The sequence below is a fragment of the Rhizobium sp. Root1212 genome (genome assembly GCF_001424985.1).
GTDB lineage: Bacteria > Pseudomonadota > Alphaproteobacteria > Rhizobiales > Rhizobiaceae > Pararhizobium.
Map to the genome: position 1 here is coordinate 339,016 of NZ_LMDA01000001.1, position 19,259 is coordinate 358,274.

Here is a 19,259-nt window from a genome sequence, read left to right on the forward strand (position 1 = left end):
TCCAGTAAAAGTCCAATAATATTTTGTCCGCCCGTTTCGCTCTTCATCTTGAATTGTGACCCATCCAAGGCGTAGCCGTTATTTCGGCGAAAAAACGGTTAATTGTTTCTCAACATGACCGGCCGCCGACAGCGTTTCCCAGAGTAAAACGCACCTCAGTCGCGATGCGGTTTTCCCGCATCGCGCGAAAGTGCATCCATGACCGACGTGCGATCGAGCCTGTGGCCGGCCCGGTGCGCCGCCTTGGCGAGCAGATGCGCCGCAACCGGCGCCGTCATCAGTAAGAATACAACGCCTGCGAGCGAGCGGAACAGAATGGCGAGATCGCCGGCATGCAGGCCGGCGGCGATCAGGAGCAGGCTCGAGCCCACCGTGCCTGCCTTCGAGGCCGCATGCATGCGGGTGTAGAGATCAGGAAACCGCAGCACGCCGAGCGCCGCCAGAAAGGCGAAGATGCCGCCGAGGACGACGACGACCGACAGGACAAGAGCCCCCACCATTTCGAAACCGCCCGGCATCAGCGTCTCCCCTTGCGGCGTGCGGGCCGCTCGCGATGGCCCGCGCCCTTGCGCGACGCCGAAAGGCTCTTGGCGCTCGCGTGCGGCTTGATCGCCTCGTCTTCCGGCGACAGCCCCCTGGCAAGCACGAACCGCGCAAAGGCGACGGTCGCGAGGAAACCGACGAGGCCGAGCGCGATGGCGATATCGACATAGAGATCGACCCCGGTGCGGATCGCCACCGCCGCGATCAGGCCGATGGCGATGGCGACCAGCATGTCGAGGCCGACGATGCGGTCCGGCAGCGTCGGGCCGCGGATGATGCGGATCACCGTCACCACCAGGCCGGCGGAGAGCAGCAGAAGCGCAAGCGAGGTTGCGGCTTGAAGGATCGCATCCGGCGTCATGACGGAAAGGCCTCCCGGATACGGCGCTCGAAACCGTCGGCGATATCGCGCCGGAGCGCTGCCGGATCGGCGCAATCGAGCGCGTGGACATAGAGCGTCTTGCGATCCTCGGAGACATCGACGGAGAGCGTGCCCGGCGTCAGGGTGATGAGGTTGGCAAGAAGCGTGATTTCGAAATCCCGCTTCACCGTCAGCGGAAAGGCGAAGATGCCGGGCTTCAGCGCCAGCCGCGGCGTCACCACCTGCAGCGCGACGCGGTAGGCCGACAGCGCCAGTTCCTTGAGGAACAGCAGTGTCAGCCGCAGGGCCGCGATGGGGCGCACCTTCAGCGACGTTTCCGAGACATGGGCGCGGGTGATGCCGAGCGAGAGCAGTGCCACGACAAGGCCGAGCAAGAGGTTGGCAACCGTCAGGCTGCCGGTGACGGCAAGCCAGACGATGGTCAGGAAAAGAACGATGCCGGCGCGCCTCATGGCTCCCCTCCAAAGACCGAGCCGATATAGGCGGATGGCGTCACCAACCCCTCAGCCGCCGTCTTTGCCGCCGCAATCAGCGGCTCGGGATAGAGACCGATCAGGATGCTGGCGAGCGTGAGCAAGGCAACGGGCAGAAGAGCCGCCGCTTGTCCCTTCTCCCCAGCGGGGAGAAGGTGCCCGAAGGGCGGATAAGGGGGTATTTCCGCGAGTTCAGAGCCAGTATTCCCCCTCATCCGACCCTTCGGGCCACCTTCTCCCCGCTGGGGAGAAGAGGAAGGCCGCCAATAGGCGATGAGGAAGAACCGGCCGGTGGCGATGGTGGTCAGGAACCCGCCGATCAGCAGCGCGGCCGCAAGCCAGCCCGCGCCATCCGCCAGCGCCGCTTTCACCAGCATCAGCTTCGGCCAGAAGCCGGAAAACGGCGGCAGGCCGGAGACGGCGAAGAACAGCACCAGCGTCAGCGCCGAAAGCGGCAGTTGCCGCTGCCAGAGCCCACCTGCCCCACCGATCTCGAAAGTGCCCGCAGCGCGTCCGGCAAGGCCGATGGCAAGATAGAGCGCGCCCATGACCAGCATCGAATGCACGCCATAGACGATCGTGCCGGCCACCGCCTCGACAGTGCCGAGGCTCAGGCCCGCCAGCATCGCGCCGATGCCGGAAACGACGAGATAGCCGAGCAGCCGCCGCATATCCGATTGCGCCAGGGCCCCCAGCGCGCCGCTGATGATCGTCAGCACCGCCACAGTGGCGATCACGCCGGATAGGCCGGCCCGTTCGGCGGGAAACAGCATGATGCCGGTGCGCAGCAGCGCATAGATGCCGACCTTGGTCAGCAGACCGGCAAACAGCGCCGACACCACGATGCGCGGCGTGTGGTAGGAGGCCGGCAACCAGAAATTCACCGGAAACGCCGCCGCCTTCATGCCGAAGGCGAAGACGTAGAGCGTGGCAAGCGTCATCAGCGGCGCGGTGCCGGAAAAGCCTGCTGCCTTGCGGGCGATGTCAGCCATGTTGAGGGTGCCGAAGATGCCGTAGAGGAAGCCGGTGGCGATCAGGAACAGTGTCGTGGCGACGAGGTTGAGGAAGCCGTATTTCACCGCGCCGTCGATCTGGCGATCCTCCGAGCCGATGACCATGAGGCCGAAGGAGGAGATCAGCAGAACCTCGAACCAGACATAGAGGTTGAAGATATCGCCTGTCAGGAACGCGCCGGAAACGCCGGCCATCAGCAGCATCAGGAAGGGATAGAAGCCGTGCCGCCGCCCCTTCTCGTTGATATCGCCGAGTGAATAAACGCCCGCGGCCAGCGCCACGACGGAGCCGCTCAGCGAAAACAGCGCGCCCGCCATATCGGCGGTAAAGGCGATGCCGAAGGGCGGCAGCCAGCGTCCCATCATCATCGTCACCGGCCCCGACGCCGAAATATGGGAGACGAGCCCAATATTCAGAAGCACGAGGACGGCAAGCGAAAACACCGCCAGCCCGCCCTGCAAGGCCGGCCGGCCGCGTAACATGGTCAGCAGTGCGCCTGTCGCGATGCAAAGCGCCACCGGCAGCACGACCAGCCAGTCGGCGGCATCCGGCGCGGCGGTCACGAGGGCAAGGGAGAGATCGATGGGGGAAGAGGCCATGCCGTCTCAATATCCTTCCGGCGGCAAGGGGGATGTCTCCGGTTCGGCCAGACGCATGCGGTCGGTGTTGTCGGTGCCGAGCGCCTCATAGGCGCGCCAGGACAGGACCAGCAGGAAGGCGAAGAACGAGAAGGAAATGACGATCGCCGTCAGGATCAGCGCCTGCGGCAGCGGATTGGCGACCGGCCCGGCCGGCACGTCCAGTCCCGCCGCCAACACCGGCGGCACCTCGCGCAGCAGCCGGCCGTTGATGAAGATCAGCAGGTTGACGGCATTGCCAAGGATCGCGACGCCGAGCAGCACGCGTATGATGAACTTCGACAGCATCAGATAGACAGCAAAGGCAAAGAACAGGCCGGTCAGGACGGCAAATACGGGCTCCATCACGCGTCGTCCTCCTCTTCCTCGAGCGACAGCGCCACCGCGCCGATGGCGCCGACGACCACGAGATAGACGCCGATATCGAAGCTCATCACCGTCGCCAGCGGAATTTCCGTACCGAAGATGACCGGCGTCACCCAAAGGCCGGTCATGAAGGGTGCACCGAACAAAGCCGAGACCAGCCCCGAAAGCGTCGCAAGCATCAGGCCCGCGCCGGCAATGGTCGCCGGATGAAAGCGAAGCGCCCGGCGCACCGCCCCGACCCCGAAGGCGATGCCGTAGATCGAAAGCGCGGCAACGGCGATCAGCCCGCCGATAAAACCGCCGCCGGGCTCATTGTGGCCACGCAGCAGCACGAAGATGGAAAACAGCACCATCAGGCTCACCAGCACCGGCGCAATGGTCCGCAGGATGAGAGAGTTCATCGGCGCCCTCCATCGGTTTCGGCCGGATCATCCGGCCGCCGCAAGGCCCCTGCCCGCACACGGATCAGCGACAGGATCGACAGCGCCGCCACCATCACCACGGCGATTTCGCCGAGCGTATCGGTGCCGCGAAAATCGACGATGATGACGTTGACGATATTGCCGCCATGGGCGAGCGGCTTGGAGAAGCGCTCGAAGAAATCCGACAGCGACGAATCGAACGGCGCCTCCGTGACCTTCATCAGGAACAACATCATGCCGAGGCCGCAGGCGATGGCGATCGCCGCATCCGGCAGCACCTGCGAAAGCGGTCGCCTGTCGGAGGGGGACAACCGCAGCCGCGTCATCACCAGCGTCAGGATGACGACCGAGAGCGTCTCGACCATAAACTGGGTGAAGGCGAGATCGGGCGCGCCGTAAAGCAGGAAGATCATCGCCACGGCAAAGCCCTGGATGCCCAGGGATACGATCGCCGTCAGCCGGTTTTTGGCCAGTACCACCGCCGGCAGGCCGATGACCGCAAGCAGGATGATGGCAAGCTCATGCCAGGGAATATGGGCCGGAAACAGCGGCGCGCGGGCGAACTCGCCATAGACGGCCGGCGGCACCAGCAGCACCAGCGCCAGAAGCACGAAGGTCACCGTCATATAGCTGTCGAGCCGGCCCGGCTGCAGACGTCTGGTGACGCCGACGGAAAACCGAACAAGCCCGGCAATCGCCTGATCGAACCCCCGATCCGGCCCCCAGCCGAGGATATCGAGCCCCTTCGCCACGCCGGCCCTGATACGGGCGAGCACAAGATAAAAGCCGACGCCGATGGCGATGGTCACCAGCGACAGGGCCAGCGGCAGGCTCCAGTGCGGCACGGGCAGCAGATCGATCACATGCGTCTCACCGGCCACCGCCGATGCCATCGGCGAGGAAATGGCGGCGTGGAAGGCAGGGGCAAACAATGCCGTCAGCAGCCCGCCCAGCGCCATGAGAGCCGGCCCGAGCCACAGCAGCACCGGCGGGTCATGCGGTTCTCCCTTCTCCCCAACGGGGAGAAGGTGCCCGGAGGGCGGATGAGGGGGTGTTGCCACTTGCTCCGAGCCAGCCGTCCCCCTCATCCGGCTCTTCGAGCCACCTTCTCCCCGTTGGGGAGAAGGGAGAACCGGCCCGACAAACGGCTTCAACGCGACCGCGAAAGCAACGGCAAACATCAGCGCGTTGCCGAGCACCGCCGCCGCGCAGGCAAGCATCAGCGCTGAATCACCCGCCGTCAGCGCGGCATAAATCTCCTCCTTGGCGACAAAGCCGAGGAAAGGCGGCAGGCCGCCCATGGAAAGTGCCGCCACCATGGCGATGGCGAAGGTCAGCGGCATGGCGCGGGCGAGGCCGGCGAGCTTGGTCAGGTTGCGCGTGCCGGTCTCGTGGTCGATGATGCCGGCCACCATGAACAGCGCCCCCTTGAACAGCGCATGCGCCACCAGATAGAGCACAGCCGCATCGATGGCCCGTTCGCTGCCGAGCCCCGTCAGCATCACCAGCAGACCGAGCGAGGCCATGGTCGTATAGGCGAGCATCATCTTCAGATCGACGTGGCGGACGGCAAGAACCGCCCCAAAAACCAGCGTCACCCCGCCGAAGAGCGGCAGGATCGTCTCCCACAGAACGGTGCCGCCCATGACCGGAAACAGCCGCATCACGAGATAGACGCCGGCCTTCACCATGGTCGCCGAGTGCAGGTAGGCGGACACCGGCGTCGGTGCTTCCATGGCGTTGGGCAGCCAGAAATGGAAGGGAAACTGTGCCGACTTGGTAAAGGCGCCGCCGAGGATCAGCACGAGGATAACCGGATAGAGCGGCGCGGAGCGGAGCGTTTCGCCCGACGCCAGAAGCCCCGAGAGATCGGCGATGCCGGTGATATTCCAGATCATCAGCAGCCCGGCGAGCAGGCTCAAGCCCCCGCCGCCGGTGACCACCAGCGCCTGAAACGCGGCCCGGCGCGCGGCCGTGCGTTCATGCTCGAAGCCGATCAGCAGGAAGGAGGTGATCGAGGTCAGCTCCCAGTAGACGAAGAGCGAAAACAGGCTGTCGGACACGACGACGCCGAGCATCGAGCCCATGAACAGCAGGATATAGGCGAAGAACCGCCCCTGCTGCGCATGCCCCTTCAGATAGCCGCCTGCATAAAGCACGATCAGCGTGCCGATGCCGGAGATCATGAGGGCGAAAGTCAGCGACAGCCCGTCGATCAGCCAGGAGAAGCGAAGCCCGAGAGAGGGTATCCAGTCATAGCCCTCGGCGGTAGTTCCGCCACCCGCGACATCAGCGGAAAATCGGGTGAAATGCAGAAAGATTCCGGCCGGCACAAGCGCCAGCAGCCAGGCCGCCCGATGCCCCAGAAGCCGCGTCGCCAACGGCGCGAGCGCCGCGGCAATAAAGGGCGACAACAGGACAAAAAAGGTCAGGCTCGTGGCCGGCATCTATCTGAAATGTCCCCTCTATGCCTCGACGGCCAATACCGCCGGCCCTCAAGGGATAGGATAGGGGGACGCCGAGTTCAAGGAAAACCGGCGGCTTTCCACCGGATCAGATCACACCGCCGCTGATGCAGGTCACCACCGCGCCGTAATGGACCGCAGCGGCGGCGACGACGAAGCCGTGCCAGATCGCATTCTGGAAGCGCAGCTTTTCCCAGACATGGAAGATCACGCCCAGCGAATAGATGACGCCGCCGATGACGATCAGCGCCAGCGTGAGAGGGCTGAGCTTCGCCAGCAGCGGTTCGGCCGCAAACACGCCGCTCCAGCCCATGGCGAGGTAAAGCGCAATCGCCAGCCTGTCGAAGCGGCCGGGAAAGACGCATTTGATGAAAACCCCGAAAAGCGCGATCGCCCAGATGAAGATCAGCATGCCGAATAGGAAGGGATCGGTCCAGCCGCGCTGCAGGAAGGGAGTGTAGGTCGCCGCGATCAGGATGAAGATCGAGGAATGATCGAAGCGCCGCAGCCAGCCCTTGGTTTTAGAAACCGGCCAGAGATTGTACATAAGAGAGACCGACAGCGTCGTCACCAGTCCCGCGCCATAGATGCAGGCGGCAGCCAGCTGGCCGGCGGAGGCCCAGACGGTGGCGTAGAAGATCAGCGCAGTGACGCCGACCAGCGCAAAGACCAGCCCGATGCCGTGGACGACGCCGTCGGCAATCAGCTCCGACCTGTCATAGTTCCACTTCACGCCGGGTATCTGCATCGGGTTCCTTCTCTTTTCTCCCGGAGACCGGGCCTGCAATCATGCCTAATCTGCCACAGGCGAAGTTACCGAAACAACATCAACCGGCGATGACAGCATCAAGAATTGAAACAAGGCGAAACCGTATGCGCCTGTTTTTCGCGGCGAAGCGAAGACCCCGCTGTTTCCCCGGTGACTTGCACGGCCTGCGGTTTTCACCACAATACCGTCAGAACGTGGGGAAATATCATGGTCAGAAACGCCAAACGGTTTGCAACGGCACTGGCGCTTGCCGGGCTTGCGGCGCAGATGGGGCTCGATGTCGCCGCGGCGCAGAGCCAGCCGGGCGCCTATCCCGCCCCCGCCGCCTCCGCCCCGCCGGCCGCCAACAAGCGCGATGCCAGTTCCGCCGACACCGTCAAGCCGCTGACGCCGCATGTGGTGCGCGTCGGAGCCGATCCCTGCGATACACTGGCGGCCGATCCGCTCGATCATGACCGGGTCACGGCGATCCCGGCGGTCGAATTCTCAAGCCTCGACGGGGCAAAGGCGCTTGCAGCCTGCGAGGCCGCGAACCGCACGAAACCCAACACCCTGCGCTTCATCTATCAATACGGCCGCGCCAAGGAGAAGATGCAGGATTATGTCGGGGCGCTGGCGCTCTATCGCCGCGCTGCCGATCGCGGCTACCCCGCCGCCTATGCCGCCGTCGCCTATGCCTACGACAATGGCGAGGGCATCGCGCAGGATGCGACGGAAGCGTTGCGCTGGTACCGCGAGGCGGCCGGCCGCAACAATGCCTGGGCGATGTTCAACGTCGCCTATTTCTACGATTCCGGCCGCGGCGTGCCGGAGGACGATGCAGCCGCCCTCGAATGGTATCGCCGCTCGGCCGATGGCGGCAACACCCGCGCCATGAACGATGCCGGCTTCCTGCTCGAAACCAGCAACACCGTGCCGCGCGACATAGCGGCGGCCCGCGGCTGGTATCTGCGCGCCGCCGAAGCCGGCAATGTGGTCGGCATGGCCAACATCGCCAATTTCATGCTGAACGGCATCGGCGGCCCGGCCGATCTGCCCGGCGCGCTCACATGGTACGAAACGGCCGAAAAATACGGCAACGCCGATGCCATCAACGGTCTCGGCTATATGTATTATTCCGGCCTCGGCGTCGAAAAGGACGTGGCAAAGGGCATGGAGCTTTACCGCCGCGCCGCCGACGCGGGGAACGCCACGGCGCTTACCAATATCGGCTTTGCCTACGAGACCGGCGAAGGCGAAGTGCAGGACTACAGCCAGGCGCTCGACTATTACCGCCGAGCGGCCGACGGCGGCGATGCCATCGCCTTCAACAACATCGCCAATTTCTACGATAAGGGTCTCGGCATCGATGCCGATGCGGCGCAAGCGGCCGAATGGATGGAAAAGGCGCTGCGCCACGGCGCCGGTTTCAGCCGCGACCAGATGCGCGACAACAGCGGCAACTGGTCGTCGGGCTTCCGCAAGGCGCTGCAACGGCGGCTGCGCGATCAGCTCATCTACACCGGCCCCATCGACGGCGGCTTCGGGCCGCGCACGCAGGAAGCGATCGACAAGATCTACGGGGTGCGGGTGGATTGAGGGCGGCGACGGCGTTTGCCGCACCATCCATTCACCGGTCGATTAGCACCGCACATTTGCAATGGCTGGCCACGCGGCTGGCGGTGGAGCCGATGAAATAATCGATCATGCCCGGACGATGCGAGGCGATGATCACCAGATCGGCATTTTCATCCTCGGCGAAGGTGTTGATCACGCCGGCAGCACCGCCGATGCGGATTTCGACGCGGCCCGGTACATTGTGCTTGGCCTTCAGCTCCTTCAACGTCTTTTCGGCGTGGTCGCGCGAGGCGTCGATCACTTCGAGCGGGAAATCGACGATCATGTAGCCCTGGGCATAGGCATTCAGGTCCTCGACGACATTGAGGAGAATGATCTCGCCGCCGGTATCGAGCAGCGATTTTGCCCGTTCGAGGACGGCTTCCCCGTGCTCCAGCTGATCCATGGCAATCGGCACGACGATCTTGGAATACATCACATTCTCCTTTGCTTGCCGCGACGGATGCGGCCTGACAGCGGAACACACGTTGTCCGCTCCTTCTCTTCTACCAAGAGAATCCGCCTGCCCGTGTTGATGCAGGTCAAGCCGAGTATAAGGCCGGATTTGCAACTGGAACAAGCGGTTATGATCGTGAACGATCGTCTTCAAACAGAGAACGATCCATCTCCAATCCCGGCTCTTTCGCCGGCTTGGCCGAAAGGCCATATTCGGCTCGATAAAAGGACAAGCCGATGACAGACCTCGACAGACGCGATTTCCTCAAGGCCTCGGCCGCCGCCCTTGCCGCGACCGGCGTCCCGAAGACCGCAAGCGCAGAAAGCACCCCGATGACCGACCCGACCCACGCGATCGACATGCCCGCCTATATCGATCATTCGCACCTTGTCGTGCGCGACCTGCCGATGATTTCCGCCTGGTATCAGCAGATCATGGGGCTGAAGCCGATCGAAAAGACGGCATCCGGCGAAGTGCTCGGCGTTGGCGGCCATCCGCTCCTGACGCTGACCACCGAAGGCAACGCCGCCTTTGCGCCGCGCAACGCGCCGGGCTTGTTCCACACCGCCTTCCTGATGCCGGACAGGCTCGAGCTTGGCCGCTGGCTCGCCCATATCGCCCACAACAACGTGCCCTTGCAGGGCGCCTCCGACCATCTGGTGAGCGAGGCGATCTATCTCGGCGACCCCGAAGGCAACGGCATCGAGGTCTATCGCGACCGCCCGCGGGAGGAATGGGATTACCAGCCGGACGGCATGGTGAAGATGGCGACGCTGCCGCTCGATCTGCAGGCGATCTACGACGCCGCGCCGAAGGACAAATGGGACGGCATGCCGGACGGCACCGCCATCGGCCACATCCACCTGCAGGTGTCGAATATCCCGGAAGCCAACACGTTCTTCCGCGATGTGCTCGGGCTGGACCTGATGGCGACCTATCCGGGCGCCAGCTTCTTCGCATCGGGCCGGTATCACCACCATATCGGCGCCAATATCTGGAATTCGCGTGGTGCGCCGAAGCGTGCGGAGAATATGACGGGATTGTCGGACTACACGATCCGGTTCAATGACCCGGTGAAGCTGCAATCCGCATTGGCCGCGCTGGAGAAGCTGGAAATTCCGGTGACGCGTTCTGGCGACAGGTATTCGCTGGTGGACCCGTGGGGGATCGGGTTGAAGCTGGAGGCATAGGAGAGGCTGATGGATGGTCATCCTCAGCCTCGAGCCGTGGCCGTGGATCTACCTCCGTAGCTGATCGCAAAAACTCTCCCCCCAAAACGCATTCGGCCCCACCGCAAGGCAGGGCCGAACACCATCTTCAAAACCAACCGGTATTACGCCGCGTTGCGCATCCGATGCGCCATCGCCGAAAGCGCGTTGCCGCCGCCTTCCAGCTTGAACCGTGCTAGCAAGCTCTGCAACTGGCGGCTTTCTTCTGCCAGCGTTTCGCTGGCGGCCGTGGTTTCCTCGACCATGGCGGCGTTCTTCTGGGTCATCTGGTCCATATGGTTGACCGAGGTGTTGATCTCGGCCAGCGCCGTCGACTGCTCGCGCGCCGCCGTCGCGATCGATTCGACGTGATCGTTGACCCTGAGCACCAGCCGCTCGATCTCCACCAGCGCATCGCCGGTCGCCTTGACCAGCGAAACACCAGTCTCGACTTCGCTCGCCGAAGCGCTGATCAGCGTCTTGATCTCCTTCGCCGCATTGGCGGAGCGCTGGGCAAGCTCCCGCACCTCCTGCGCCACGACCGCAAAACCACGGCCGGCCTCACCGGCACGTGCGGCTTCCACGCCCGCGTTCAAGGCAAGCAGGTTGGTCTGGAAGGCGATCTCGTCGATGACGCCGATGATCTGGCCGATGCGGCTGGAAGAATCCTCGATGCGGCCCATGGCGCTGACGGCGCTGCGGACGATCTCGCCCGATTTGCCGGCGCTGTCCTTGGTCTCGCGCACCATGTCGCGGGCTTCGTTGGCGCGGGTGGAAGAGGTGCGCACCGTCGCTGTGATCTCGTCGAGAGCCGCTGCCGTTTCCTCAAGCGCCGCAGCCTGCTGCTCGGTGCGCTTGGAAAGATCGTTGGCAGCGGACGACAGCTCGGCCGAGCTGTCCTTGATCGTACCGGCGGAGCCGCGCACGTTGCTCATGGTCGAGCGCAGCGTCACCATCGTCGTGTTGACGTTGTTCTGCAGCTCGGCGAAAGCGCCCTGATAGTTGCCGTCCATGCTCTGCGACAGATCGGCATCGGCAAGGGCGGCGATGACACGGCGCACTTCCGAAACGGCGCTGTCGATACTGCCGACCAGCTCGTTGACGCTGCCGGCAAAGCGGTTGAGGTCGGCATTGCCGTAATCCTTGCGGATGCGGCCGGTGAAATCGCCGGCAACGGCGGAAGCGACCACCGTGCTGATGCTCGATTGCAGGTCGCTGCTGCGGGCGTGCAGCGCCTCTTCCTGGGCCTTCATGTCGCGCATGGCGAGCGCATTGGTGCGGAACACCTCGACGGCGCGGGCCATCTCGCCGATCTCGTCCTTGCGGGTGGCATCCGCGCCGGTCTCGCCGAGATTGCCCTCGGCCAGACGGCTCATGGCGGCGGTCAGGCCGCGCACCGGTGCCGCGATGCCGCGGCGGGCGACGAGCAGGCTGACGGCGGCGCCGAAGACGATGCAGGCAACGACGGCAGCCGCATCGATCATCATCGCCGTGGTGGATTCGGCAAGGGCGGCGCTGCGGGCGCCGGCCAGTGCCTCGCCGGAATAAGTGCTGTATTCCTTGACGGCTGCGGTCACGACCTTCTGGCCGTCAAGTGCGACGCCGAGTGCAGCCTTGATAGCCGCGCCATCGGCCGGATTGGCGGCGGCGACATCGACCATCGCACGGATATTGGCGAAATAGCTGTCGAGCGTCTCGCGGATCTTGGCGAGCTGCCGGCGCTCGGTCTCGTCTGCAGTTGACTCGATCTTCGGCAGGCGGGCCAGCATTTCACCGGAGCGCTTTTCGGCCTCGGCGCGGAAATCGGCGGCCTTTTCGGGCGCGGCAGCGAGCTGGTAGGTCATGCGGCTGATGGCGATGATATCGACGCGCAGGTCCATCGCCTCGCGGGCGACCTCCTCCTTGGCGCCGACGGAAACCATCGCCGCCTCAAGGGCCGAAATACCGCGGGCGCCGACAAGGCCGATGACCAGCGAGGACAGGCCCATCACGAAGACGACAAGGCCGATCTTCTGGAGAATGGAAAGATTGCGAAACGTCATGGACGAACTCCGGCGCGGGCCGCAGGCCCCCGCATGCTGAACGAAGATAAAGGGAAAAGGGCATGATGCCCGCAAAAGCGCTGCATTGCGCCCGATGGCCGGTAGACTCGCCCAAGCGCCCTAAATTTACGTTAAGTTCGAGAGGCTGCATGCTGCATGTGCAAAACCCGAGGCGCAGGCAAAACCCCTCCGGCGCAGACCGCGGGAGCCGTCGCCGATCGCGCGCAAACGCGCGACGGCGCCGATGACTCCTCGTGCTTCCGAAGCCTGTATCGACCATTGCGGCCGGCGGAAGGGCGTGTCCTCGCCCTCACTCGCCGCTAATGGCCTTTGCGATGACGTCGCCGTCGAGCTTGACCATTTTCAGCATGGCCTGGAAGGCGCGCCCTGCTGCGGCACGATCGCTGCTGCCAAGCACCTCGTACATCACCTTCGGAACGATCTGCCAGCGGACGCCCCAGCGATCCGTGATCCAGCCGCACTGCACCTCCTGCCCGCCGTTATCACGCAGCGCATCCCAGATGCGGTCGACCTCGGCCTGCGTATCGCAGACCACCGAGATGGACATGGCATGGCTGTATGGCGCCGGCTCACCGCCGTTCAGCCCGAAATAGGCCTGGCCGTCGAGTTCGAATTCCACCGTCGCCACGCCCCCGGCCCTCGCCGCGCCGCCGTCGCTCGGATAGCGCGTGATGCGGCCCATCTTCGAATTGGGGATCAGCGACACATAAAAATTCGCGGCCTCCTCGGCATCGTCGACATACCACAGGCAGGTTGAAACGTTCATCGTGATCTCCTCCGTTTGTCCTCGCGGACAATGTAGGGCTTGCCGGCGAGGTGGAAAGGGGGGCGGGCGAAGAGCTTCTTTCTCACCCTCGTCGTCTTGCCTCCTCTTTTTCCTTGAACCCGCCCTGCCCCGCCTCTATCTCGAAAGCCACACTTCTCGCATCGCCGGAGACATTGCTTGTCCATCTTCAAGAACCTTCCCGCCGCTCCCGTCGCTCCGAAAAAACCGGTCACCGATACCCGCCACGGCATTACCCGCACCGACGATTACGCCTGGCTGCGCGACGACAACTGGCAGGCGATGTTCAAGGACCCGTCGATCCTCAACCCCGATATCCGCACCCATCTCGAAGCCGAGAACGCCTATATGAAGGCGGCCATGGCCGACACCGAGGCACTGCAGAAGACGCTGTTTGCCGAGATGAAGGGCCGCATCAAGGAGGACGACAGCTCCGTTCCGATGAAGGACGGACCCTTCGCCTACGGCACCTCCTACGTCACCGGCGGCGAGCAGCCGCGCTATTTCCGCGAGCCCCGCAACGGCGGCGAACGCTCTGTGCTGCTCGACGGCGACAGGCAAGCGGAAGGCAAGGCCTATTTCCGCCTCGCCGGGCTCGATCATTCGACAGATCACAGCCGCGGCATCTGGGGCTATGACGACAAGGGCTCGGAATACTACACGCTGCGGGTGCGCGATCTCGCGACCGGCGAAGACCTCTCCGACATCATCGAAAACACCGGCGGCGGCGGCGCCTGGGCGCCGGACGGCAAGAGCTTCTTCTACACCGTGCTCGACGACAACCACCGCCCGTCGAAAATCTTCCACCACATCATCGGCACGCCGCAATCCTCCGACCGGCTGGTCTATGAGGAAGTGGACCCCGGCTTCTTCATGGGCGTCGGCGGCTCGATGCTCGACGATTTCATCTACATCGACATCCACGACCACGAGACCAGCGAATACCGTCTCATCCCGACCTCGGACCTGACGGCCAAGCCGCAGATCGTCGCGCCGCGCGAGACCGGGCTCGAATATTCGATGACCGAGGGCGGCGATGTCTTCTACATCCTGACCAATGCCGATGGCGCCAAGGATTTCAAGATCATGGAAGCGCCGGTTCACGCGCCGGACCGCCATAACTGGAAGGATGTGGTGCCGCATACGCCAGGCCGGCTGATCATCAGCCACATGGCCTTCGCCCGCCATCTCGTCTGGCTGGAGCGCGAAAACGGCCTGCCGCAGATCAAGATCCGCGACCGCGCCACCGGTGAGGAGCACGCCATCGCCTTTGCCGAAGAAGCCTATTCGCTCGGCCTTTCGGGGGCTGCCGAATATGACACCGACGTCATCCGCTTCTCCTATTCCTCGATGACGACGCCTTCGCAGCTCTTCGACTACAACATGGCGAGCCGCGAGCGCACGCTTCTGAAGACGCAGGACGTGCCCTCCGGCCACAATCCGGACGACTACGTCACCCGCCGCGTCATGGCCCCTTCCTGGGACGGCGCCGAGGTTCCGGTCACCCTGCTTTACCGGAAAGATACACCCCTCGACGGTTCGGCGCCTTGCCTGCTCTATGGCTACGGCGCCTATGGCATCTCGATCCCGGCTTCCTTCAATACCAACTGCCTGTCGCTCGCCGACCGCGGCTTCGTCTATGCCATCGCCCATATCCGTGGGGGCAAGGACAAGGGCTTCCAGTGGTACGAGGACGGCAAGATGGAGAAGAAGACCAATACCTTCAAGGACTTCATCGCCGCGGCCGACTATCTGAATCAACAGAAGTTCACGTCTTACGCAAACATCGTCGCCGAAGGCGGCTCGGCCGGCGGCATGCTGATGGGTGCCGTCGCCAACATGGCGCCGGAGAAATTCAAGGGCATCATCGCCGCCGTTCCCTTTGTCGACGTGCTGAACACCATGCTCGACGACACTCTGCCGCTCACCCCGCCGGAATGGCCGGAATGGGGCAATCCGATCGAGGACAAATCGGCCTACGAGCGCATGGCGGCCTACAGCCCCTACGACAATGTCGGGGCAAAGCCCTACCCCGCCATCCTGGCGCTCGGCGGCCTCACCGATCCGCGCGTTACCTATTGGGAACCGGCCAAATGGGTCGCACGGGTCCGGGAAAAAACCACCGGCTCCGAGCCGATCCTGATGAAGACCAACATGGATGCCGGCCATGGCGGCGCTTCAGGCCGCTTCCAGCGGCTGGAGGAGATCGCCTTCGAATACGCCTTCGCCATCAAGGTCGCTGGGAAGATGTAAGGACCAGCAACAGGCCATCTTTGCGGAAACGGCGAAGCGCCCTATAACACAGTGATTCGAATATATCGGATCGAGGTCGATCATGGGTGTCCACATCGCACTCCTTCGTGCCGTCAATGTCGGCGGCACGGGCAGGCTCCTGATGAGCGAGCTGAAATCGCTCTGCGAGAACATCGGCTTCGAAGATGTCCGAACCTATATCCAGACCGGCAATGTCGTCTTCCGCAGCGACCTCTCCGAAGAGGAAGCCGGGCGGGAACTGAACGACGCGCTCGGCCACATCCTCGGAAAAGCGCCCGGCGTCATGGTGCGCAATCGCCACGAGCTTGAAGAGATCGTCGCGCACAATCCCTTCCCGGATGCCAAGCCCAGCTATCTGATGGTCAATTTCCTGCCCGAGGAGCCGCCGCAGAATGCGCTCGCCAGCCTCGTCGCGCCGGATGGAGAGCAGGCGAAAATCGAGGGCCGCGAGGTCTATATCCACTATCCCAAGGGCTCCGGCCGCTCGCGGCTCAGCCTGCGCTGCATTCGCCATGCGACATCGCGCAACCTGACGACCGTGACCAAGCTCGCAGAGATCGCCGCTTCGCTGGAACGGCACTGAACGCCCGGACGCCTAAGGCTTGACCTCGGTCTGGACATTCTCCTCGATCAGCGAGCAATGGAGCGTCGTCGGCTGGCCGGTGACATTCTTGACGTCCGTATCGATGAAATCGCAGCTCAGTATATTGTCCGGGCCGCTTTTGCGCGAGGAAAACACGTTCACGTTCACATAAAGCGGCCCGTCGATCCATTTCAGCCGCTTGGCATCGAAGTCGCCACCGCTGACATGCACCTTGCCCGGTTTGCCCGGCAGGTCGGTTCTTTCCTGGCCAAGATCGATCTGGCCGACCTCGTTGGCGTGCTTTTCCGCTCCCTTTTTGGGGTCGCCGTAGTAGGACGCCGAAAAGGTGATGCCCTCTTTCGTCGCGGCAAGCGCCTTGGCCGCTTTCGGCGACAGCGTGATGTTGAAATCGAACGCCACCGGTGTTTCCGCACGCGACGGCAGGCTCGACGTCAGCAGGACCGTGCAAAAGGCGGCGGTGCAGGACAGTATCTTGGCGATCATGGTTTTACCCGGTCTGGAACGGAATGCGCGTGAAGCTATCGCGTGAGGCCGCAACTTGCGAGCCCCCGCGCCGGCTCGCCCAAAAATGGCTATCCTCGCCAGCGACCTTTCACCTTCCGGCAAAGAACCCTATCTAAGGCAGAGAGTATTTCGCCAGAAGCGGCCACGGAGGCGCAGTCATGACCGAAACAGCGCAACGCACGGCGGGACCGGCGCCTTTCCGATTCGACAACAGCTATGCGCGCCTGCCAGATCCGTTCTTCTCGAAGGTCGATCCGACACCGGTTTCCGAACCCTGGCTGATCAAGTTCAACACCAAACTTTCCGACGACCTCGGGCTCGATACAGCAGCGGTCCTTAGGGATGCCGCCGCGGTCTTTTCCGGCAACAGCATTCCCGAAGGTGCCGAACCTGTGGCAATGGCCTACGCCGGCCATCAGTTCGGCCAGTTCGTGCCGCTGCTCGGCGATGGCCGGGCGATCCTGATCGGCGAAGTCATCGACCGCGAGGGCACGCGTCGCGATATCCAGTTGAAGGGCGCAGGCCCGACCCCCTATTCCCGTCGCGGCGACGGGCGGGCAGCCCTCGGGCCGGTGCTGCGCGAGTATATCGTCAGTGAAGCCATGCACGCGCTCGGCATCCCCGCGACGCGGGCTCTCGCCGCCATCGTGAGCGGCGATCCCGTCTACCGCGAGCATATCCTGCCGGGCGCCGTCTTCACCCGCGTTGCCGCAAGCCATGTGCGCGTCGGCACGTTCCAGTTCTTCGCCGCCCGTGGCGATCACGCCAATCTCCGGGTGCTGGCCGACTATGTCATCGACCGGCACTATCCCGAACTGAAGGCCGAAGAGCGCCCTTATGTGGCGCTGTTGAAGGCTGTCAGCGAACGGCAGGCGTCGCTGATCGCCCGCTGGCTCGGCGTCGGTTTCATCCACGGCGTGATGAACACGGACAACATGACGATCTCGGGCGAAACGATCGATTTCGGCCCCTGCGCCTTCATGGATGCTTTCGATCCGGCCAAGGTCTTTTCGTCGATCGATCAGGGCGGGCGTTACGGCTATTCCAACCAGCCGGGTATCGGCCAATGGAACCTCGCCCGGCTTTTCGAAGCCATGCTGCCGATCCTGAATGAGGATACGGAACAGGCGGTCGAAGCGGCAAACGATATCCTCGCCGATTACGGTCGCACCTTCCAGGCGCATTGGCTGAACGGCATGCGCAAGAAGATCGGCCTTTCGACGGCGGAGGACGGCGACCTGACGCTGGTACAGGACCTGCTTGCCCGCATGAATGCCGGTGACGCCGATTTCACCCTCACCTTCCGCCGGCTTTCGGCGGTGGCGGAAGAGGATGCCGCCGAGGCGGATTTCACCGCCACCTTCCGCGATCCGGCCGCCATTCTCCCCTGGCTCGGCGAGTGGCGCGACCGGCTTTCCCGCGAGAGCATCTCGCGGGATGAACGCGCCCACGCCATGCGCGCGGTCAATCCGGCCTTCATCCCGCGCAACCATCGCATCGAAGCGGCGATCCGGGCGGCCACCGAGGATGGCGATTTCTCGCTGTTCGAGGCGCTGCTCGAGGTGACCTCGCGCCCCTATGAGGATCAGCCGCGGTTCGCACCCTATGCCGAACCGCCGAAGCCGGGTGAAGAGGTGCTGCGAACCTTCTGCGGGACGTAAAAGGGAAGCTTCCTCTCACGCCACTGCGACGACGACGTGCGCCTGGATTTTCGCAGCGATTTCGCCGTCGCCATGGCTTTCCTTCAGCGCCGCTTCGATAACATCCGTCGTGGTATCCAGCCCCTGCGGGGCTCTCGCTTCGATTTCCCCGCGCAGTGGCGTGCCCTGGCAATAGGCGATCGCCGCGTGCCGTGCCGAAGGCGCGCGGCTTTGTTCGGCTTTCGTCTCGATTTCCACGCGGGAAAAACCGGCGCGCTCCAGATCGTTGCGGATCAGGTTCGTGTCGGAATAGCCATGCGGCGTGCGCGCCATGAAGCGCGGCGGATCGTCCGGGAACAGGCCGGCAAGCGCCTTCGTCACCTCGCCTGCAAAGATATTTTCCTCAAGACTATCCCAGACGTTGAAGAGAAAATGCCCTCCGGGCTTCAGCACCCGCCGCGTCTCGCGATAGGCGGCCGGGCGGTCGGGAAAGAACATCGCCCCGAACTGACAGCAAACGACATCGAAGGCCGCATCTTCGAACGGCAGCGTCATGGCATCGGCCTGCTGCCAGCGCAGACGACTATCCGCCGGCTGCCGCGCGCGGGCGTAGTCGAGCATGGCCGGGTTGAGATCGGTGACGAAATAGGTGGCATCGGGCGGCAGCTTCGGCGCCAGCATGCGGGTGACGACCCCGGTACCCGCGGCGATTTCCAGGACGGCGCGGGGCGAAAACTGCATGACCCGTCGTACAAGATCAGCGGCATAAGGTTCGAAAATCATCGGCACCATGTGGCGATCGTATTTTTCCGGGATCGAGCCGGAAAACGCCTTGTCCGTTTCCAACATCGCCGTACCCTCCATCTGTTGCGATGGCTGGCAAGCTTAGCATGAAATGCCGTGTCCCGCGCGGTTTAACGGCCGCCCACTCGTTTGCTCCCGTGCAAATCGTGTTGCACCCTCTTCGCATGGTTGAAAATCGGGAATACCGCCCTAGTTTCGCCACAGAGGCAGATGGTGGGCACCGTCGTCGCCTCGGCATCCCTCAAGCGCATGC

Annotated in this window: 18 protein-coding genes; 5 read left to right on the forward strand and 13 right to left on the reverse strand. The window is 63.7% G+C overall.

Annotated elements, in window-relative coordinates; translation table 11 throughout:
* Positions 1-155: 155 nt before the first annotated feature.
* The 8 genes from mnhG to ASC86_RS01680 form a co-directional block, all read right to left on the reverse strand.
* Positions 156-518, reverse strand: a complete 363-nt coding sequence (gene mnhG, locus ASC86_RS01645; RefSeq protein ID WP_056315208.1) for a monovalent cation/H(+) antiporter subunit G — start codon at positions 516-518, stop codon at positions 156-158.
* The gene (locus tag ASC86_RS01650; RefSeq protein WP_056315211.1) at positions 518-904 is read right to left on the reverse strand and encodes a cation:proton antiporter; all 387 of its coding nucleotides are present in this window, start codon (positions 902-904) and stop codon (positions 518-520) included. Before ASC86_RS01650 ends, mnhG begins: the two co-directional genes overlap by 1 nt.
* Complete coding sequence (locus ASC86_RS01655; RefSeq protein ID WP_056315213.1) at positions 901-1,377, reverse strand: Na+/H+ antiporter subunit E; 477 nt, start codon at positions 1,375-1,377, stop codon at positions 901-903. The genes ASC86_RS01650 and ASC86_RS01655 overlap by 4 nt, the downstream gene beginning before the upstream one ends.
* A complete protein-coding gene (locus ASC86_RS01660; RefSeq protein ID WP_056315214.1) occupies positions 1,374-3,011 on the reverse strand; it encodes a Na+/H+ antiporter subunit D in 1,638 nt (545 codons plus the stop codon). Before ASC86_RS01660 ends, ASC86_RS01655 begins: the two co-directional genes overlap by 4 nt.
* Before the next feature lie 6 nt (positions 3,012-3,017).
* Positions 3,018-3,395 (reverse strand): Na+/H+ antiporter subunit C, encoded by a 378-nt coding sequence (locus tag ASC86_RS01665; protein ID WP_056315216.1) that lies wholly within the window; start codon positions 3,393-3,395, stop codon positions 3,018-3,020.
* Positions 3,395-3,817 carry a Na+/H+ antiporter subunit B gene (locus tag ASC86_RS01670; RefSeq protein WP_056315218.1) on the reverse strand — a complete coding sequence of 141 codons (423 nt, stop codon included), beginning with the start codon at positions 3,815-3,817 and terminating at the stop codon, positions 3,395-3,397. Before ASC86_RS01670 ends, ASC86_RS01665 begins: the two co-directional genes overlap by 1 nt.
* A complete protein-coding gene (locus ASC86_RS01675) occupies positions 3,814-6,285 on the reverse strand; it encodes a monovalent cation/H+ antiporter subunit A (RefSeq protein ID WP_056315220.1) in 2,472 nt (823 codons plus the stop codon). Before ASC86_RS01675 ends, ASC86_RS01670 begins: the two co-directional genes overlap by 4 nt.
* Positions 6,286-6,391: 106 nt before the next feature.
* Positions 6,392-7,051, reverse strand: a complete 660-nt coding sequence (locus ASC86_RS01680) for a hemolysin III family protein (RefSeq protein WP_056315222.1) — start codon at positions 7,049-7,051, stop codon at positions 6,392-6,394.
* 228 nt (positions 7,052-7,279) lie between these two features.
* Between ASC86_RS01680 and ASC86_RS01685 the strand changes: the two genes are divergently transcribed.
* A complete protein-coding gene (locus tag ASC86_RS01685; RefSeq protein ID WP_056315224.1) occupies positions 7,280-8,650 on the forward strand; it encodes a tetratricopeptide repeat protein in 1,371 nt (456 codons plus the stop codon).
* Between the two features lie 31 nt (positions 8,651-8,681).
* Here ASC86_RS01685 and ASC86_RS01690 read toward each other — a convergent pair whose 3' ends face one another.
* Positions 8,682-9,104 (reverse strand): universal stress protein, encoded by a 423-nt coding sequence (locus ASC86_RS01690; RefSeq protein WP_056315226.1) that lies wholly within the window; start codon positions 9,102-9,104, stop codon positions 8,682-8,684.
* Between the two features lie 257 nt (positions 9,105-9,361).
* Between ASC86_RS01690 and ASC86_RS01695 the strand changes: the two genes are divergently transcribed.
* Complete coding sequence (locus ASC86_RS01695; protein ID WP_082509833.1) at positions 9,362-10,315, forward strand: VOC family protein; 954 nt, start codon at positions 9,362-9,364, stop codon at positions 10,313-10,315.
* 143 nt (positions 10,316-10,458) lie between these two features.
* Here ASC86_RS01695 and ASC86_RS01700 read toward each other — a convergent pair whose 3' ends face one another.
* Positions 10,459-12,375, reverse strand: coding sequence for a methyl-accepting chemotaxis protein (locus tag ASC86_RS01700; RefSeq protein ID WP_056315228.1), 1,917 nt, complete (start codon positions 12,373-12,375; stop codon positions 10,459-10,461).
* Positions 12,376-12,685: 310 nt separating this feature from the next.
* Positions 12,686-13,162, reverse strand: a complete 477-nt coding sequence (locus ASC86_RS01705) for a VOC family protein (RefSeq protein WP_056315230.1) — start codon at positions 13,160-13,162, stop codon at positions 12,686-12,688.
* Positions 13,163-13,339: 177 nt separating this feature from the next.
* Here ASC86_RS01705 and ASC86_RS01710 point away from each other — a divergent pair, with 177 nt between their 5' ends.
* On the forward strand, positions 13,340-15,433 hold the full coding sequence (locus ASC86_RS01710; protein WP_056315233.1) for a S9 family peptidase: 2,094 nt from the start codon (positions 13,340-13,342) through the stop codon (positions 15,431-15,433).
* An 82-nt stretch (positions 15,434-15,515) separates the two neighbouring features.
* Positions 15,516-16,037, forward strand: a complete 522-nt coding sequence (locus ASC86_RS01715; protein WP_056315236.1) for a DUF1697 domain-containing protein — start codon at positions 15,516-15,518, stop codon at positions 16,035-16,037.
* A 12-nt stretch (positions 16,038-16,049) separates the two neighbouring features.
* Here ASC86_RS01715 and ASC86_RS01720 read toward each other — a convergent pair whose 3' ends face one another.
* On the reverse strand, positions 16,050-16,541 hold the full coding sequence (locus ASC86_RS01720) for a hypothetical protein (RefSeq protein WP_056315238.1): 492 nt from the start codon (positions 16,539-16,541) through the stop codon (positions 16,050-16,052).
* Between the two features lie 179 nt (positions 16,542-16,720).
* On the opposite strand from ASC86_RS01720, the gene ASC86_RS01725 reads away from it, so the two are divergent.
* Positions 16,721-18,223, forward strand: coding sequence for a protein adenylyltransferase SelO (locus tag ASC86_RS01725; RefSeq protein WP_056315240.1), 1,503 nt, complete (start codon positions 16,721-16,723; stop codon positions 18,221-18,223).
* A 15-nt stretch (positions 18,224-18,238) separates the two neighbouring features.
* Here ASC86_RS01725 and ASC86_RS01730 read toward each other — a convergent pair whose 3' ends face one another.
* Positions 18,239-19,051, reverse strand: a complete 813-nt coding sequence (locus ASC86_RS01730; protein WP_056315242.1) for a class I SAM-dependent methyltransferase — start codon at positions 19,049-19,051, stop codon at positions 18,239-18,241.
* Positions 19,052-19,259: the final 208 nt, after the last annotated feature.

What these genes read in the sequence shown, in the direction of transcription:
- mnhG (WP_056315208.1), bottom strand. Translation starts at nt 518, where the DNA reads ATGCCGGGCGGTTTCGAAATGGTGGGGGCTCTTGTCCTGTCGGTCGTC.
- ASC86_RS01650 (WP_056315211.1), bottom strand. Translation starts at nt 904, where the DNA reads ATGACGCCGGATGCGATCCTTCAAGCCGCAACCTCGCTTGCGCTTCTG.
- ASC86_RS01655 (WP_056315213.1), bottom strand. Translation starts at nt 1,377, where the DNA reads ATGAGGCGCGCCGGCATCGTTCTTTTCCTGACCATCGTCTGGCTTGCC.
- ASC86_RS01660 (WP_056315214.1), bottom strand. Translation starts at nt 3,011, where the DNA reads ATGGCCTCTTCCCCCATCGATCTCTCCCTTGCCCTCGTGACCGCCGCG.
- ASC86_RS01665 (WP_056315216.1), bottom strand. Translation starts at nt 3,395, where the DNA reads ATGGAGCCCGTATTTGCCGTCCTGACCGGCCTGTTCTTTGCCTTTGCT.
- ASC86_RS01670 (WP_056315218.1), bottom strand. Translation starts at nt 3,817, where the DNA reads ATGAACTCTCTCATCCTGCGGACCATTGCGCCGGTGCTGGTGAGCCTG.
- ASC86_RS01675 (WP_056315220.1), bottom strand. Translation starts at nt 6,285, where the DNA reads ATGCCGGCCACGAGCCTGACCTTTTTTGTCCTGTTGTCGCCCTTTATT.
- ASC86_RS01680 (WP_056315222.1), bottom strand. Translation starts at nt 7,051, where the DNA reads ATGCAGATACCCGGCGTGAAGTGGAACTATGACAGGTCGGAGCTGATT.
- ASC86_RS01685 (WP_056315224.1), top strand. Translation starts at nt 7,280, where the DNA reads ATGGTCAGAAACGCCAAACGGTTTGCAACGGCACTGGCGCTTGCCGGG.
- ASC86_RS01690 (WP_056315226.1), bottom strand. Translation starts at nt 9,104, where the DNA reads ATGTATTCCAAGATCGTCGTGCCGATTGCCATGGATCAGCTGGAGCAC.
- ASC86_RS01695 (WP_082509833.1), top strand. Translation starts at nt 9,362, where the DNA reads ATGACAGACCTCGACAGACGCGATTTCCTCAAGGCCTCGGCCGCCGCC.
- ASC86_RS01700 (WP_056315228.1), bottom strand. Translation starts at nt 12,375, where the DNA reads ATGACGTTTCGCAATCTTTCCATTCTCCAGAAGATCGGCCTTGTCGTC.
- ASC86_RS01705 (WP_056315230.1), bottom strand. Translation starts at nt 13,162, where the DNA reads ATGAACGTTTCAACCTGCCTGTGGTATGTCGACGATGCCGAGGAGGCC.
- ASC86_RS01715 (WP_056315236.1), top strand. Translation starts at nt 15,516, where the DNA reads ATGGGTGTCCACATCGCACTCCTTCGTGCCGTCAATGTCGGCGGCACG.
- ASC86_RS01720 (WP_056315238.1), bottom strand. Translation starts at nt 16,541, where the DNA reads ATGATCGCCAAGATACTGTCCTGCACCGCCGCCTTTTGCACGGTCCTG.
- ASC86_RS01725 (WP_056315240.1), top strand. Translation starts at nt 16,721, where the DNA reads ATGACCGAAACAGCGCAACGCACGGCGGGACCGGCGCCTTTCCGATTC.
- ASC86_RS01730 (WP_056315242.1), bottom strand. Translation starts at nt 19,051, where the DNA reads ATGTTGGAAACGGACAAGGCGTTTTCCGGCTCGATCCCGGAAAAATAC.